Genomic DNA, 13,421 nt, shown 5'->3' on the forward strand with positions numbered 1-13,421 from the left:
ATCACCTCATTCCTCTTCCTCCAATACTCCCCTAGCCTTTGAAAACTCGACGAGGGCGTAGGCTGCGGCGGCGACATCCTCCGGCCTCTCGTAGCTTGGAATGCCTGCCTTCTCAAGAACTTCCTTCGCGGGCTCGCTCACGTAGCCTGCCATGAACAGACCGAGAACCGGTTTGCCGTTGTTGACCTCCTTAACAGCCCTCACAACGCCCTCCGAGTGCTCAGTTGGCGTCATGCCCGCGAAGGTCGGGACGACGCATATGCTTATGAGCATGTCAACGTTGGGATCCTCAAGGAGGAGCTTTGCCGTTTTGTAGTAGTCCTCTCCCCTGGCGCTTGCGATCATGTCGACTGGGTTCTTCAGGGCGGCCATCGGTGGAAGGAACGACCTGAGGGCCTCAACTGTCCCTTCCTCAAGGTCGGCGAGCTTCAGCCCGCGTTTGTCTATCTCGTCCGCGGTGAGGACTCCCGGGCCACCGGCGTTGGTCATTATGGCGACGCGCCTGCCCTTCGGCAGTGGCTGGGTGAATGCCCTCGCCATGCTGAGCATGTCGTCTATCGTATCGGCGACTATGACACCGCTCTGCTTGAAGGCCGCCTCGTATATCCTGTAAGAACCGGCGAGAGAACCCGTGTGGCTCGAAGCGGCCCTGGCCCCGCTCTCGCTCTTGCCCGCCTTGAGAACGATGACCGGCTTCTTCTTGGTAACGCGCTTGGCTATCTCCATGAAGGCCCTTCCGTTCTTCAGGCCCTCGATGTAGAGCGCGATTGCCTTGTCCTCCTCCGTGTCCGCCAGGTATTCCATGAACTCTGCGAAGTCCACATCGGCCATGTTGCCTATGCTGACGAACTTGGAGAAGCCTATTCCCTCCTTGACCGTCTTGTAGACTATGCCCGCTCCAAGGGCGCCGCTCTGGCTTATGAATGCTATGTCCCCCTTCTTCGCGTTGGTCACGAAGGTCGCGTTCATAGAGTTGTGGGTGTTCATTATACCGACGCAGTTGGGGCCGACTATGCGCATGCCGTATCTGTGGGCTATCTCAACGAGCTCGCGCTCTTCCCTCTTGCCCTCCTCGCCGACCTCACCGAAGCCGGCCGTTATGAGGATTATTCCCTTGACGCCCTTCTCGCCGCAGTCCTCTATGGTACCCTTGACAAAGCGCTTGGGAACTACGACGACTGCCAGGTCAACCTCGTCCGGGATGTCCTTTACGTTCTTATATGCCCTGACTCCCTGAACGACCTCGTCCTTGACGTTCACGGGGTAAACCTTACCGTCTTTGTAATCCTTAAGGTTCTTGAAGACCTCGTAGCCAAGTTTGAGCGGGTCGTTGGATGCTCCAATAACCGCTATACCCTTTGGCTTGAAGAAGTAATCAAACGTCATCACATCACCGGCCTAAAGTCTGTGGGATTCTATATAAGCTTTCCTAAAAAGGACAGCGAGGCAAATATGAGCACGGACGAGGAAAAGTAAAGCCCTGATGGGCTAAAAAGGACACCACTGTGCATATTTTGTGCCGTCGAAAGACTTAAGTAAGTTCTGGTTATTATATCCGTCGGGGTGGTATCATGGTGAAGGTGAAGTTTCTGGGCCACGCTGCCTTTCTGATCGAGGGGAGCAGGAAGATACTGATAGACCCGTTCCTGACAGGAAACCCGGCAGCCGCCGCCAAGCCTGAGGAGCTCGATGCGGACCTCATACTCGTAACTCACGCCCACGGTGACCACGTCGGCGATGCGGCCGCGATAGCCAGGAGAACCGGGGCGAAAATAGTCGCCATGTACGACATAGCCAACTACCTCGTTGAGAGCGAGGGCGGCATAACCACCATAGGCATGAACTACGGCCCGACGGAGGTTGACGGGGTTAAGATCGTCCAGGTTCCGGCCTGGCACTCCAGCAGCGACGGTAAGTACAGCATAGGAAGCGCCTGCGGCTACATCGTTGAGCTCGACGGCGTCAGGATCTACCACGCCGGCGACACCTACATCTTCAGGGACATGGAGCTCTTCGCCGAGCTTTACGGGCCGATAGACGTTGCCCTGCTCCCGATAGGCGGTCACTTCACGATGGGCGTCAGGGAGGCGGCGAAGGCCGTTGAGTTCCTCAGGCCAAGGAAGGTCGTGCCGATGCACTACAACACCTGGCCCCCAATAGCAGCAGACCCCGAGGAGTTCAGAAACCTGGTTGGGGATAGGGCAGAGGTGGTAATACTCAAACCCGGGGAAACCCTGGAGCTTTGAAAAACCTTTTAAGGAGCTTTCCCTACCCTTTTTTCAGGTGATGGAATGATTAAAAGGGCCTTGGCACTGGTGCTCATCCTGCTGGCATTCTCATCTTTCCTGCTTCCCTTCTCCTCCGCCCAGCAGGCGGGGGGCGAGAAGCCCGAATACGATTTAATCATAGTCCGGAACGATGACATGATTGATTATATCGTTGCACTTCCCTACGCGAAGATGCTCGACGTCCCTATTCTCCCCGTTAATCCAAAGGAGCTTGATCCTGGCACCATAGTCCAGCTCCAGAGCTACGCCCAGTTCGGATGGAATCACGTGCTCATAATAGGCGACTCCCAGGCCGTCAGCGACAACGTCCAGGACGAGCTGCTGAACATGGGCTTCATCGTCGAGAGGATAGGCGGTGCGGTTAGGACGGAGACCGCCGCAAAGCTGGCACTGCACTTTTATCCGGACGGGGCCGACATAGTCGTCGTCGCCAGCTCCAGCGACTACGGTTCGGCACTGGCGGCCGCCAGGTGGGCGATGATATACGGCTACCCGCTCCTCCTAACCCAGGAGGACGCCCTCTCGGATTCGACGGCCAACGCGATAAAGAAGCTCAACCCGGAGCTCGTGGAGCTGATGGGTGCTGGCATGTCCAAGGATGTCCAGAAGAAGATAGAGGAGATGGGCTACCAGACCTACTGGGTCAAGGAGAACCTGGAGATAAGGCTTCCGGAGCAGCCCAAGGAGACCAACTGGGTGCTGATAATAGCGGCGGTGATACTCTCGCTCGCCGTTGCAATTCCGGTCTCCCTGTACTACGCAAAGAAGCGCTGGGCGGCCAACAGGGTCCCCATCGAGGTGCTGACCGAGAAGGAGCGCATAGTGGTCAAGGCAATCCTCGAGAAGGGGGGCGTTATCAAGCAGGAGGAGCTGCCGGAACTCACGGGCTACTCCAGACCGACTATAAGCAGGATCATTCAGGAGCTTGAAAAGAAGCAGCTCGTCGAGAGGGAGAAAGTCGGGAAGACCTTCATTGTCAAGCTCACAAAGGAGATAATCCTCAGGGAGTAACGGTCGGCAAGCCCGAAACCGCTCATCACTTTTCAGACCTGGCCGTTCTCCTCATCCCGAAGAAAAAGGAAGAGTCACTTCTTGAAGAGATGGCCGTGGGACTTGTTCACGTGCCTCGTGTAGTCCTTGGAGTTCCTGAAGAGCATACCACAGCGCGGGCAGCGGTAGTAGCGGGTGCCGTCGCGGTCGTAGAATATAACCGCCCTCAGCTCCGCCACTGCCACCACCTCCGGCGTTAGGTGAGAAAAGCCCTTTTAAAATTTTACGGAGGAGGAATGCTGGAAAGGGAAATCAAACCCATATCCTGTTGCCCTTAACCTTCATATAGCCAAGTGTTTGGAGCTCCTTGAGGAAGTCCTCTATGGCCTCCTCATCGAAGTATATGTTGAGCCTTTCGTGCTCGCCCTCGACGACTATGGGCTCCCTCTCCAGTAGGGCGTCTATGAGGTCGTTCTTCTTCCGGTGTTTCTTTGCCAGCTCCAGGATTACGTCCGCCAAAACGGAGCGGGCTATGCCGTCGAACATCGCCTCAACTATGCTCTCCTCAGTGGCGTACTCCCCAGCTATCTCAAGGGCCGCCTCGACCAGCTCCCTGTCGACCTCCATCACCTCGACGAAGTACCTCTTCTCCATCGTGTACTCGGTTATCATTCCCGTTTCAAAGCGCTTCTCAAACTCTTCGAGGTACTCCTCGACCTCGTCTATAGGGAAGCGGAGCTCCACCCTAAGGGACCCCAGGGCTGGTTTTTTCACGAGCACCAGCTTTCCATCCTCCTCAACCACCGCGCCGCTCTCTATCAGTGCCGTAAGTACAAGGAGCCTTCCCAAATCCGACTCGTCAAACAGTCCGTCGAGGGCTTTCTCTTGGCCGGGCTCCCAGTCCCCAATTATTTCCTCGAACGCGAACTTCAGCTCATCGAGGCTCTCCTGCAGGGGCTCTATCCCCTGGGCATTTTCGACGAGCTCGGCGTAGGTGCCCTCCACAACGACGTAGTGGGAAATCTGGGGGGTTACCTCCTCACGGGTTCTGTTCATTATCCCCGCCCTGCTCAGTTCCCTCGAGAGGGCGTTCATGTCATCTTTACTCAGAACTTCCAACCTCAACCGTCTCACCGGATAAAGAACGGCGGGAGGGGTTATAACCTTAGCCCTCCACAAGGGTGGAGAGGAGGGTCCTCAGGGGCCTGTTTCCGAGAACCGACAGTGTTTCCCTCACCTCCTCTTCCATTTCCGGGCGGTATGTGGCGTACAGGTACAGGGCGTAGGCCATGACCTTTGGGTCTCCCTCCTTCGTTTTTTCCACGGCCTCCGCGAGTAGGGGGTTGTTGAGGAGCTCCTCGGCGAGATTCTCCATGGCCTTTCTGTCGTCTTTTTCAACGGCCTCGCGCAGGGGATGGTAGAAGAGGGAAAGCACAAGTCTTGCGAGTCTTTCCCGCTCCTCAAGCTCGTCTATGGGTGTTTTTGGTTCCCCCCTCCTGCTGAGGTAGTAGTAGGCCAGTGGAAGGACGATCACAACGAGCACTATGAGGAGATACGGGAGAAGGGGGAAGTTGAACCCGTAGGGGAGGCGGTGGCTGATGGCCATGAGCGCAAGGAATCCGAGGAGAACCCACACTGCCATCAGGAGAAGGTAGTAAACCGAGTAGTCCTTTCTCTGGAGTGCCCGGTACTTGGAGGGGGCACCTATCTGGTCAAGGTATCGGAGCCTTTCCTCCGCCAGCTCCATCTCCGCCCGCAGACGCTTTATACGCCTATCGACCTCCTCAAGAACCTCTTCCCGTCCCATCACGTACCCCCCGCCATAAGACGGGCTATCTTTTCACTAACGACGCTCAGGATCGCCTCCCCCTTCTCCGCCGTCGCCAGGGAGGGGTCGTCGTTCACACCGTCGGGGAACAGCTCCTTTCCTATGTCCTTTTTGATTACCCTCACCTTTGAACCTCTCTTTTCTCCCCGGGCGTTTTCCATCTTCACGAGCTCCGGCCTTATTGCCAGCATCACAGACGTCTCGTCCTGGCCGGCATGTCCCTGGCTGGAGCATATGCTCAGTATGTCCTCGCGGAAGTCCAGCCACCAGTTTATGAGCCAGACCTCGGTCTCAGGGAACTCTCCGGCAACTTCCTCTGCCGCGAGAACCAGCGGCGAGTAGTTCCCACCGTGCCCGTTGAGGAGAACGATCCTCCTGAACCCTTCGGCGGCGAACTCTTTCATTATCTCGCGAACGTATGCCTTGAGTGCCTCGGCGGCCACGTTTATGGTTCCAGGATATACATCGAGAACGAAGGTATGCCCGTACCATATCGGTGGTGCTATGAGAACTTCAACGCCCAGCCGGTGGAGTCTCTCCTCGACCCGCTTTGCTATCTCGACGGGGGCAAAGACATCGGTTCCAAGGGGCAAATGCCTTCCGTGGGCTTCAACACTCCCCACTGGAATCACAACGGTGTCAACACGCTCCTTAATGCCCTCGAATTCGGGCCACGTTAGCTCCTCTATCCTCATGAGTATCCCTATTGCCCTTGGGCGTGAATCCTCATAAGCCTTTTCTATGCAGGGGGAAGGAGAAGAAAGAGACGGGCGTTATTGGGTTCCTTCAAGGAGGTTCCTTACGTATTTCGGCATCTGGAAGAGCGTCTCATGCCTCTCCGGGTCGTAGTAGTACAGCTCCAGTTTTTTCGCCCTCTCCATGTCTATCCTGGTGAAGTCAACGTCCCCCCTAACCCCGACGAGGAAGCTCCAGGGGGAGGCGTAGCCGATCACCGGGAAGCTGAAGTAGTAAACCCGGTCAAAGACCCTCTTCATGGCCTTATAGGCATCGAGGAGCTCGTTCGTGAAGAGGTAGACGCTCCCGGCCTGGGTGATGTAGATTCCCGGATCGTTCAGCTTCTCGTAGGCGTCCCGGTAAAACTCTTCGCTGAAGAGGAGCTTCGCCGGGCCAACGGGGTCTGTGGAGTCGACTATGATTACGTCAAAGCGTTCCTCCGTCTCCCGGAGGTACCTCACACCGTCCCCAACTATGAGCTCGGCCCTCGGCTCCTCGTTCTTTATGAGCCTATCGAGCAGGTCTTTGGCGACATCGAGGTAGAGGTAGGAGGCTTCAACCACGCCGTCGTCTATCTCGACCATCGTGGCTTTCTCAACGGTCTCGTGCCTCAGGACTTCTCTGAGTGTCCCGCCGTCACCGCCGCCGATGATGAGAACCCTCCGCGGGTTCGGGTGGGCGAGCATGACCGGATGAACCAGCGGTTCGTGGTAGCTCTCCTCGCCGACCTCCACGAGCTGAACCGTTCCGTCGAGAACGAGGAGCTTGCCGAATCCCTCGGTTTCGTACAGTTCAAGCCTCTGATACTTTGTCTGGGTCTCAAACAGCCTATCCTTGACCTTAAAGCCGACACCGTAACCGCGAGGGTACCACTCTATGAAGGCTCTCTCCTTTTCGTTGAATCCCATGAATCTCACCGTCCTTAGGTAGGATGAGGGGTTTTAAACCTTGAGGTTTAGGGACACCGGGAATATTTTTATAAGTAAGTTATGTACTAAGAAGTTGTGACGATGCGATGGAAGAAAGTCCATCAGGAGCTCCTGGAGTTCCTTGAGGACTCTGTGTCGGAGATACACAAAGAAATGCGGTACGGCGTCCCACATGTTGTGGGGGAAATAAGGTTTTCCGGGGATGAACCGCACGTTGAGCTTTCCCTTATAACCTTCAACGGGAGCAGGCATCCGCTGGCGTTTAGCGATGGGGATTCTGTCAGATTCATGTATCCCGTTGAGGACACCAACCCGTATGTGGCCTTCCTGGAGATTGTGAACTTCTTTGAGAGGACGTTCGGCGATTCACGCTTCAGGCTCGTCCTTAGAGCATCCCCCGTGGAGTTCCTTGGGGGCATAGGGCTTGAAGTCCTGTGGACGAACGAGTACCTCCTCGACGGCGCTGAGTTCGTCCAGGTGTGGGCGGTTTCTGGGACGACCAGATACAACGTTCTCTTTGAGAAGAGGGAGAAAGGGTTCGTTCTGAAGGATATAAAAAGGATTGGTGGGCCTCAGTAGGGGAACATCACGACCGCGGCTATTGCAGCAGCCGGCTTGTCCTTAACGGTTATGCTCGCGCTTGCGACCCTGAACTCAGCCAGCTCCCATCCGCGCATGGCAAAGCCTTCCTCCACCATCTTTCTGACCATCTCCTCAGCCTCTTCCTTGGTGCAGTAGCCGGAGTACTCGTAGATGAGGCCGCCCTTGTTGCCCTCGCTGATGCCTATTCCGAGCGCCGCGCTGATGGTCATGCCCGGCTCGTCGCTCTCGATGTGGGCATACACCGTCGGAAGGAGCATCCCTATCGGGACGTCGTGAACCTCGTCGATCCACTCTATGTGTGCTGGGATCACGCTGCTCAGCTTGACGAGATTTACGTTTCCTATGCCGAGCTTGAGGAGTGCGTTGTCAAAGGCGTTGAGCTTGGTCCCTCCCTCCGCGGCGGCGGCACCGATAAAAGCTCTCTTGGGGGTTGTCCAGCTCATCTCAGCTTCCTCCTTTCTTTTCTCACACGTTAGACGATTACAGGCTAAAGTGAAGGTGTGCCTACTCGCTAATTAGAGCCAGGCTTAAAAACGTTTCGCTATATCGGAAAGGGGGAAGCACGGGCGTTATTGGGGTTGAATAGCCGCCCACATCCCCAAGTTCACCTCAAGCTGCGCTTTCGGATGATTTTGATTGGTAATTGCTGACCGCCCTTCCTAGAGTGGCCGAGGTGAAGATTCCAAGGACGCTGGCGAGGGATGCCATTGCGTACATATGCTGGCTCAGAACACCCGAAACGAAGCCTATTTCACCGACGAGCAGGCCAAGAACGCCGAAGCTGGCTATTCCAGCCCCCCTTACTATTGAGGTTGAAACATCCCTGTGCCTCACGAGGGCCGAGGAAAGGAGCAGCCTCACCGCGTACACGAGGACGAAGAACTCTACAACCACGAAAGAGAGCTCGGTCTCGAAGTTAAGGCCGCGCCATGCAAAGAATATCGGGGCGAAGATGCCGTAGGTAACGCCGCTGACGATGGTTGTAAGCCTGTCGTACTGCTTCGTTCCGACCAGGTCGCTGTGCATCATCAGGCCAGCCATGAACCCGCCTATACTGAAGTGGAGGCCTATCTCATCGCTGATGAATGCCAGGGACGTTGAAAGCACCATGAAGAGGCCGAAAACCGCCTCATCACTCTTGAGCCTCCGGAGGAAGCGTATTATCATGACCTTGTGCTTTATTCCTATTATGTAATTGACGTACATGAGGACGCCTATGAAGACCGCATCCTTCAGTATGCTCTCGACAACGGGCATGTAGTCCCCGGGATTTTCGTGTATCCTGACCATCACGTAGACTATGAAGAGGCTCATTATCTCGCTTATAACCGCGTAGGAGAGGGCGACGTGGATGAAGTCCTCCCCAAAGAACCTTTTGAGTCTCAGGACTATGGGGGCTGATGCAGTTGAAATTATTGTGGCAACGATGAGGGCGTCGGAGTTGAGCTTCCATCCAGTGAAGGGCAGGGTCACAAGCAGCATGACCAGGTACGTGACCACGTAGAGGGGCAGGGTCTTCTTTCCGGCGTAGTGGAGCTCCTCGGGGGTCACCTCAAGGCCTGCCGAGATCATGAGGAAGAACAGGCCGAGCTCGGCCATGAGGAGCATCTGATCCCTCGGCATCTCCAGTAGGACGGCGCTGAGTATCATTCCTGCCGTTATCTCGCCAAGAAACCCGGGATAGCCCAGTCTCTCAAAGCCTTCAGCCAAGAGCCTTGCGAAGGCTATGATCACGAAGACGTACCCTATGATTTCCATGCTGGTTCATTACGGCGGTGGGTTAATAATTCTTCCGCCCGGCAAGGCTTTTATTGTGTGGGGAGATAGCTCTAAGCATGAGGCACTATGAGATAGTCAGGATAAAGGAGAACGGCAAGGTCGAGCTGCCGCCCGGTTATGCGTACGAGCTGGGAATCGTTGAGGGAGCGTACTTTCTTCTGGAGATAGACACCGACCTCAACGAGGTTCACATGGAGCGCATAGCCCTCCCCGGAAAGAGGCTGGTGGAGGTGGAGCTCATAGTGGAGGACAAGCCCGGCGTCCTCGCCAAGATAAGCGGGCTTTTCGGAAAACACGGGGCGAACATACTCTTCAGCGAGGCCGAAGAGCTTGAGGGGATAGAACTGGCAGGAATAGTTGCGGTCATAGACGTAAGCGGGATGAGCGGCACGCTGGAGGAGCTGAGGAGGGAGCTCGAAGAGCTGGACGTTGTGAGGGAGGTTACCCTAAGGCCACTGGAGTAGGAGCACCGCCAGCATGAAGGTCACAAAGACCGCCGCCAGAACGTTTATCTCCTCCTCGGCCTTCATTTTTATTCCCGTTTCTTTCCCGAACATGCCCAGCGCCCTCAGTACAAAAAACCCGAGCAGCGCGGCGGCGATGTAGATGAAATCAGCCGGCCTGAGCTCTGCACCGAGGTATATGCCCGCCCCCAGGGCAAGGAGCGCGAGCGCTAGAGCCGAGAGCCTCCAGGAGGGCTTAACCTCCGGGCTTTCTACCCTCAGCATGTGGTAGTTCAGCCCTGTGAACGCCGTAATAGTCCCAATGGTTCCAAGGGGGATGGCCCAGTGCCAGTCCCGGGGAAGGCCGGATGAGAGCAGCCCCTTCGCGTAGGAGCCTATGAAGGGCGAGACCCCGCCTATGGCGAGGCTGAGCATCAGCACGGAGAAGGCCATGAGCGGGGCATTCCTGTACCCGAACTCCCCGAGTCTTCTCGACTTCGTTCCAAGGCTCCCAACGCTCAGGAAGAGGCCCCCTTTGGCCAGGGAATGTGCCAGGGCGTAGTAGGCTGCCCCCGTAAAGTTGAAGGTGGCTATCCCGAGGAGCACGTAGCCCATTTGAGAGACCGTGGAGTAGGCGAGTAGGCGCTTCGCATCCCTCTGGAGGATCATCATGACTACCCCGAAGAAGATCGATGCAACCGCCACCACCAGTGCGGCGGTTTTCAGGCTCTCCCCGACGGGCAGGGCCGAGAAGAGAAGGATCATCCCGTAGGCCGGTGCCTTTACCACGAGGCCGCTCAGCATAGCACTGGCGGGTGTCGGGGCGGTGGAGTGGGCGTCGGGCAGCCATCCGTGGAGGGGGAAGATGCCGGCCTTCAGGAGGAGTGACGCAAAGGCCATCCCGAGGGCGGCGCTGAGCTCCCTGCTCGGGGTAGCACTCTCGGTGACGAGGTCGACGTTGAGGTAGCCGGTCTCCATGTATATGAGGCCCATCGCAAAGATGAAGAGGTATGATGCGAGGAGCGATAGTATTAGATACTTGAAAGCGGCTCTCTTGGAGCCTGGATCTTTGGAGAAGGCCACCAGGGCAAAGGCCGAGACGGAGGCGATCTCCATGTAAATGTAGAAGTTGAAGAAATCCCTCGCCAAAAACGAGCCCAGCAGGCCCGCGTGCATTAGGAGGAACAGGACGAGGGCTTTGGCGGTCTTTTTGTCCCTGAAATCAAAGTAGGAGAGGGAGTAGAGGGCAACGACCGTGAAGAGTATCAGCTCGCCCACGATGAAGGGGGTATTGGTTTCACCGATCCATACCTCTATCCCCGCCACCCTGCTCCAGCCACCCACGATTTCCCTTCCATTCTCCACGAGGAAAACCCCGGCCGGGAAAACCGCTCCGAGGACGAAGGCGGCCTTTATTAGCACCTTCTTTGCCCGCAGGATGTCAAGGGTGACGATTATAAATCCAAACAGGAGCGGGAAGGCCACCATAAGCGGAATCATGAGCCGTCCCTCCGCATGCGGATTATTATCGCCAGGGCGAGCGACGTTATGGCAACGTCAACAACGAGGGTCGTGAGCATCAGGGTTGCCGGCAGAGGATCTACCGGATTCGTCGGCATTATCGGCACATCCTTTCCTGGTGAGTACGCCAATCCAACGAAGAAGAGCACCAGACCGAGGGAGACCACGTTTATGGAGAGCACTAACTTTATCGGCTCCCTCTTTGCCATCAGACCGTATATCCCTATGAGCATTATGATCACTCCTGCCTGCTCAGGACTAATCACTTTCAACCCACCTCAGCAGGATGTAGAAGACGAACGTGAACGCTGCCCCGACCTCAAAGCCGACGATGACGTTGAATGGCAGTATTATACCACCCTCCGTCGGCAGGAAGTTGGAGTAGAACGCCCCAAAGGCTATTCCGGCGATTCCCAGCAGGACGAGAAGGGCCCCGGCGGAGCTCTCTATCAGGCTCGCCCAGTTGAACTTGAACCTCTTCCTCACCTTCTTGTATCCATGGGAGGTTATGAGGAGTATAACCGCGACCGCGAGGATAACTCCGCCCTGGAAGCCGCCCCCCGGGCTTCGATGACCGTAGAGCATAATGTAGGCCGCGTAAGTGACGAGGAAGGGGCTTATCATCTTGGTTGTGCTCCTCACGACGGTGCTCATCTTCACTTCTTCTTCCCCCCGAGGAGCAGGTAGAAGCCTATGACCGCAGTGAAGAGCAGGCTCGCCTCTCCAAGGCTGTCGTAGGCCCTCCAGCCGGCGAGTATGGCCGAGACCAGGTTGGGAACTCCTATCTCCGTCCAGTGGGTGACGTAGTACGTGTAGCTCCCGCCGTAAGACGGGGAGTAGCTCAGACCGAGCAGGAACGCCCCGAGGGCCAGGGTGAGGAGCAGGGCGGCCTTCCTCACCTCGTCACCTCCTCTATCGTGAACAGGAAGACGCCTATCACTATCGCGCCGACGACTATCGCCGAGAGGGCGACGTCGGGAGCCTTCAGCTCGAACAGGGCCAACACGAAGAGCAGACTGAGGAGGGAGTATTTAACGAGGGCACTAACCAGGTTCTTTTCCTCAACAACCGCTATGGCCAGCAGTATCATCGCTATGAAGACCACGTTAAGGACTGTCCCAAGCATACATATCCACCACTACCTTCGGCTTCACCCCGTACCTGTATGCCCCCCTGGCGATGGCATGGCTCACCATTGGGTTTATCATCGCTATCAGGAATGCCAGGACGAGGAACTTGGCCCTCACAACCGCAGGGGCGTCCATTATCAGTATCAGGGCGAGGATTATGCTCATGGCCCCACCAGTGTCGCACTTCGTTGCAGCGTGAAGGCGGGTGTAAACGTCGGGAAAGCGGAGTATCCCAAGGGCCCCGAAGACCATAACTGCCTCTCCAAACAGGGTGAGGACTATCTCAATCATTGGAAGCCCTCCTCTCCATGTATTTGGCGAGTATAAGCCCGCCGACGGAGTTAACCATGAGCAGGACTATCGCCAGGTCTATCAGGTAGTACTCCTTCCGGATCACGGAGACGACGGCTATTATGACGACGACCTTCGTGGTTATCGTGTTCAACCCCACTATCCTGTCGGGCAGTGTCGGCCCTCTAACCACGCGGTATGTTATCAGCATGGCCGTGAGGACGAGGACGTAAAAGACGCTTACCAGAAGACTTTCTTGAGCCATTCCTCGATGTCCCCCTTTATCTTTTCTCCAGCCTTCTCCCTGTTGAGGGTCTCCAAATCTATCCAATGAACGTAGAGGTATGTCTCGCCGAGCTTCTTGTTGACGTCTAGCGTCAGCGTTCCTGGGGTGAGCGTTATTGAGTTTGCCAAGATTGTAACACCGGTATCTGAGTGGAGGTCGGTCTTTATTTTCACTATCCCCGGGTTGATGTCCATGAAAATCACGTTCTTTGCAACCTTCAGGTTGCTCTCGATGAGCCTGAAGGCCATTATCACGAGGTACTGCGGGAGGTATATGAAGGCAAAGTACAGGAGCTTTTCGACGATATGCCCCGTTCTGCGTATGTCCTCCGTGAGCAGGTCGCGCATGAAAGCCGCTATCATCAGCGTAACAGCCGCGCCCATGGCCAGATCCCTGGCCCTGAAGCTTCCCGATATGACCACCCAGAAGGCCATAAGGACGACCCACGTTATGATAACCCTCTCCCAGGGGGGGAGCTTTGAGGCTTCGAACTGTTCGTGGAGAACCCTCTCCCTCAGGCCTTCGAGCCTCTCCTTAAGGTAAAAGGGGACGCGGCTCATGTGGTATTTTAGGGATGGAGAGGTTATAACGATTTTGC

General features: G+C 56.1%; 20 protein-coding genes. 4 read left to right on the forward strand and 16 right to left on the reverse strand.

Features of this window, described 5'->3' with window-relative positions:
• Window positions 1–6: 6 nt before the first annotated feature.
• Entirely contained in the window at window positions 7–1,386 is a 1,380-nt protein-coding gene (locus ACZ5M3_RS07545) for an acetate--CoA ligase family protein (RefSeq protein WP_464840816.1), read from the reverse strand.
• Between the two features lie 185 nt (window positions 1,387–1,571).
• On the opposite strand from ACZ5M3_RS07545, the gene ACZ5M3_RS07550 reads away from it, so the two are divergent.
• Window positions 1,572–2,246 carry a metal-dependent hydrolase gene (locus tag ACZ5M3_RS07550; protein ID WP_464839067.1) on the forward strand — a complete coding sequence of 225 codons (675 nt, stop codon included), beginning with the start codon at window positions 1,572–1,574 and terminating at the stop codon, window positions 2,244–2,246.
• Between the two features lie 45 nt (window positions 2,247–2,291).
• Window positions 2,292–3,299, forward strand: a complete 1,008-nt coding sequence (locus ACZ5M3_RS07555) for a cell wall-binding repeat-containing protein (protein WP_464839068.1) — start codon at window positions 2,292–2,294, stop codon at window positions 3,297–3,299.
• Window positions 3,300–3,373: 74 nt separating this feature from the next.
• Here ACZ5M3_RS07555 and ACZ5M3_RS07560 read toward each other — a convergent pair whose 3' ends face one another.
• The 5 genes from ACZ5M3_RS07560 to speE all read right to left on the reverse strand — a co-directional run bounded on the left by ACZ5M3_RS07560 (window position 3,374) and on the right by speE (window position 6,749).
• Window positions 3,374–3,523: a DUF7128 family protein gene (locus ACZ5M3_RS07560; RefSeq protein ID WP_297093145.1), complete on the reverse strand. Its 150-nt coding sequence runs from the start codon at window positions 3,521–3,523 to the stop codon at window positions 3,374–3,376.
• A gap of 67 nt (window positions 3,524–3,590) precedes the next feature.
• The gene (locus ACZ5M3_RS07565) at window positions 3,591–4,403 is read right to left on the reverse strand and encodes a hypothetical protein (RefSeq protein WP_464840818.1); all 813 of its coding nucleotides are present in this window, start codon (window positions 4,401–4,403) and stop codon (window positions 3,591–3,593) included.
• A 40-nt stretch (window positions 4,404–4,443) separates the two neighbouring features.
• Window positions 4,444–5,085: a hypothetical protein gene (locus ACZ5M3_RS07570; RefSeq protein ID WP_464839069.1), complete on the reverse strand. Its 642-nt coding sequence runs from the start codon at window positions 5,083–5,085 to the stop codon at window positions 4,444–4,446.
• Window positions 5,085–5,801: a creatininase family protein gene (locus tag ACZ5M3_RS07575; RefSeq protein WP_464839070.1), complete on the reverse strand. Its 717-nt coding sequence runs from the start codon at window positions 5,799–5,801 to the stop codon at window positions 5,085–5,087. Before ACZ5M3_RS07575 ends, ACZ5M3_RS07570 begins: the two co-directional genes overlap by 1 nt.
• 78 nt (window positions 5,802–5,879) lie before the next feature.
• Entirely contained in the window at window positions 5,880–6,749 is an 870-nt protein-coding gene (gene speE, locus ACZ5M3_RS07580) for a polyamine aminopropyltransferase (protein WP_464840820.1), read from the reverse strand.
• A gap of 96 nt (window positions 6,750–6,845) precedes the next feature.
• Here speE and ACZ5M3_RS07585 point away from each other — a divergent pair, with 96 nt between their 5' ends.
• Window positions 6,846–7,349, forward strand: coding sequence for a hypothetical protein (locus tag ACZ5M3_RS07585; protein ID WP_464839071.1), 504 nt, complete (start codon window positions 6,846–6,848; stop codon window positions 7,347–7,349).
• Here the strand turns inward: ACZ5M3_RS07585 and ACZ5M3_RS07590 are convergent.
• Window positions 7,343–7,816: a pyruvoyl-dependent arginine decarboxylase gene (locus ACZ5M3_RS07590; RefSeq protein ID WP_464839072.1), complete on the reverse strand. Its 474-nt coding sequence runs from the start codon at window positions 7,814–7,816 to the stop codon at window positions 7,343–7,345. The genes ACZ5M3_RS07585 and ACZ5M3_RS07590 overlap by 7 nt on opposite strands.
• Before the next feature lie 166 nt (window positions 7,817–7,982).
• A complete protein-coding gene (locus tag ACZ5M3_RS07595) occupies window positions 7,983–9,131 on the reverse strand; it encodes a cation:proton antiporter (RefSeq protein WP_464839073.1) in 1,149 nt (382 codons plus the stop codon).
• Between the two features lie 77 nt (window positions 9,132–9,208).
• On the opposite strand from ACZ5M3_RS07595, the gene ACZ5M3_RS07600 reads away from it, so the two are divergent.
• Entirely contained in the window at window positions 9,209–9,616 is a 408-nt protein-coding gene (locus ACZ5M3_RS07600; RefSeq protein WP_464839074.1) for an ACT domain-containing protein, read from the forward strand.
• Here ACZ5M3_RS07600 and ACZ5M3_RS07605 read toward each other — a convergent pair.
• Genes ACZ5M3_RS07605 through ACZ5M3_RS07640 form a run of 8 tightly spaced genes read right to left on the reverse strand, consistent with a single transcriptional unit; the run spans window position 9,599 to window position 13,383 of the window.
• Window positions 9,599–11,095 carry a proton-conducting transporter transmembrane domain-containing protein gene (locus ACZ5M3_RS07605; RefSeq protein ID WP_464839075.1) on the reverse strand — a complete coding sequence of 499 codons (1,497 nt, stop codon included), beginning with the start codon at window positions 11,093–11,095 and terminating at the stop codon, window positions 9,599–9,601. The genes ACZ5M3_RS07600 and ACZ5M3_RS07605 overlap by 18 nt on opposite strands.
• Window positions 11,092–11,382: a cation:proton antiporter subunit C gene (locus tag ACZ5M3_RS07610; RefSeq protein WP_464839076.1), complete on the reverse strand. Its 291-nt coding sequence runs from the start codon at window positions 11,380–11,382 to the stop codon at window positions 11,092–11,094. The genes ACZ5M3_RS07605 and ACZ5M3_RS07610 overlap by 4 nt, the downstream gene beginning before the upstream one ends.
• On the reverse strand, window positions 11,375–11,776 hold the full coding sequence (locus tag ACZ5M3_RS07615) for a Na(+)/H(+) antiporter subunit B (RefSeq protein WP_464839077.1): 402 nt from the start codon (window positions 11,774–11,776) through the stop codon (window positions 11,375–11,377). The genes ACZ5M3_RS07610 and ACZ5M3_RS07615 overlap by 8 nt, the downstream gene beginning before the upstream one ends.
• A complete protein-coding gene (locus ACZ5M3_RS07620; protein ID WP_464839078.1) occupies window positions 11,773–12,015 on the reverse strand; it encodes a hypothetical protein in 243 nt (80 codons plus the stop codon). Before ACZ5M3_RS07620 ends, ACZ5M3_RS07615 begins: the two co-directional genes overlap by 4 nt.
• Window positions 12,012–12,242: a hydrogenase subunit MbhD domain-containing protein gene (locus ACZ5M3_RS07625; protein WP_464839079.1), complete on the reverse strand. Its 231-nt coding sequence runs from the start codon at window positions 12,240–12,242 to the stop codon at window positions 12,012–12,014. The genes ACZ5M3_RS07620 and ACZ5M3_RS07625 overlap by 4 nt, the downstream gene beginning before the upstream one ends.
• Window positions 12,223–12,537 carry a monovalent cation/H(+) antiporter subunit G gene (gene mnhG / locus ACZ5M3_RS07630; protein ID WP_464839080.1) on the reverse strand — a complete coding sequence of 105 codons (315 nt, stop codon included), beginning with the start codon at window positions 12,535–12,537 and terminating at the stop codon, window positions 12,223–12,225. Before mnhG ends, ACZ5M3_RS07625 begins: the two co-directional genes overlap by 20 nt.
• On the reverse strand, window positions 12,530–12,802 hold the full coding sequence (locus tag ACZ5M3_RS07635) for a monovalent cation/H+ antiporter complex subunit F (protein ID WP_464839081.1): 273 nt from the start codon (window positions 12,800–12,802) through the stop codon (window positions 12,530–12,532). The genes mnhG and ACZ5M3_RS07635 overlap by 8 nt, the downstream gene beginning before the upstream one ends.
• Window positions 12,778–13,383 carry a monovalent cation/H+ antiporter subunit E gene (locus tag ACZ5M3_RS07640; RefSeq protein WP_297093121.1) on the reverse strand — a complete coding sequence of 202 codons (606 nt, stop codon included), beginning with the start codon at window positions 13,381–13,383 and terminating at the stop codon, window positions 12,778–12,780. Before ACZ5M3_RS07640 ends, ACZ5M3_RS07635 begins: the two co-directional genes overlap by 25 nt.
• Window positions 13,384–13,421 lie beyond the last annotated feature (38 nt).

It is taken from the genome of Thermococcus coalescens, from assembly GCF_055392585.1.

Coding starts and splice junctions, on each gene's coding strand:
- ACZ5M3_RS07545 (WP_464840816.1), bottom strand. CDS start 1,386: ATGACGTTTGATTACTTCTTCAAGCCAAAGGGTATAGCGGTTATTGGA.
- ACZ5M3_RS07550 (WP_464839067.1), top strand. CDS start 1,572: ATGGTGAAGGTGAAGTTTCTGGGCCACGCTGCCTTTCTGATCGAGGGG.
- ACZ5M3_RS07555 (WP_464839068.1), top strand. CDS start 2,292: ATGATTAAAAGGGCCTTGGCACTGGTGCTCATCCTGCTGGCATTCTCA.
- ACZ5M3_RS07570 (WP_464839069.1), bottom strand. CDS start 5,085: ATGGGACGGGAAGAGGTTCTTGAGGAGGTCGATAGGCGTATAAAGCGT.
- ACZ5M3_RS07575 (WP_464839070.1), bottom strand. CDS start 5,801: ATGAGGATAGAGGAGCTAACGTGGCCCGAATTCGAGGGCATTAAGGAG.
- speE (WP_464840820.1), bottom strand. CDS start 6,749: ATGGGATTCAACGAAAAGGAGAGAGCCTTCATAGAGTGGTACCCTCGC.
- ACZ5M3_RS07590 (WP_464839072.1), bottom strand. CDS start 7,816: ATGAGCTGGACAACCCCCAAGAGAGCTTTTATCGGTGCCGCCGCCGCG.
- ACZ5M3_RS07595 (WP_464839073.1), bottom strand. CDS start 9,131: ATGGAAATCATAGGGTACGTCTTCGTGATCATAGCCTTCGCAAGGCTC.
- ACZ5M3_RS07600 (WP_464839074.1), top strand. CDS start 9,209: ATGAGGCACTATGAGATAGTCAGGATAAAGGAGAACGGCAAGGTCGAG.
- ACZ5M3_RS07605 (WP_464839075.1), bottom strand. CDS start 11,095: ATGATTCCGCTTATGGTGGCCTTCCCGCTCCTGTTTGGATTTATAATC.
- ACZ5M3_RS07625 (WP_464839079.1), bottom strand. CDS start 12,242: ATGCTTGGGACAGTCCTTAACGTGGTCTTCATAGCGATGATACTGCTG.
- mnhG (WP_464839080.1), bottom strand. CDS start 12,537: ATGATTGAGATAGTCCTCACCCTGTTTGGAGAGGCAGTTATGGTCTTC.
- ACZ5M3_RS07635 (WP_464839081.1), bottom strand. CDS start 12,802: ATGGCTCAAGAAAGTCTTCTGGTAAGCGTCTTTTACGTCCTCGTCCTC.
- ACZ5M3_RS07640 (WP_297093121.1), bottom strand. CDS start 13,383: ATGAGCCGCGTCCCCTTTTACCTTAAGGAGAGGCTCGAAGGCCTGAGG.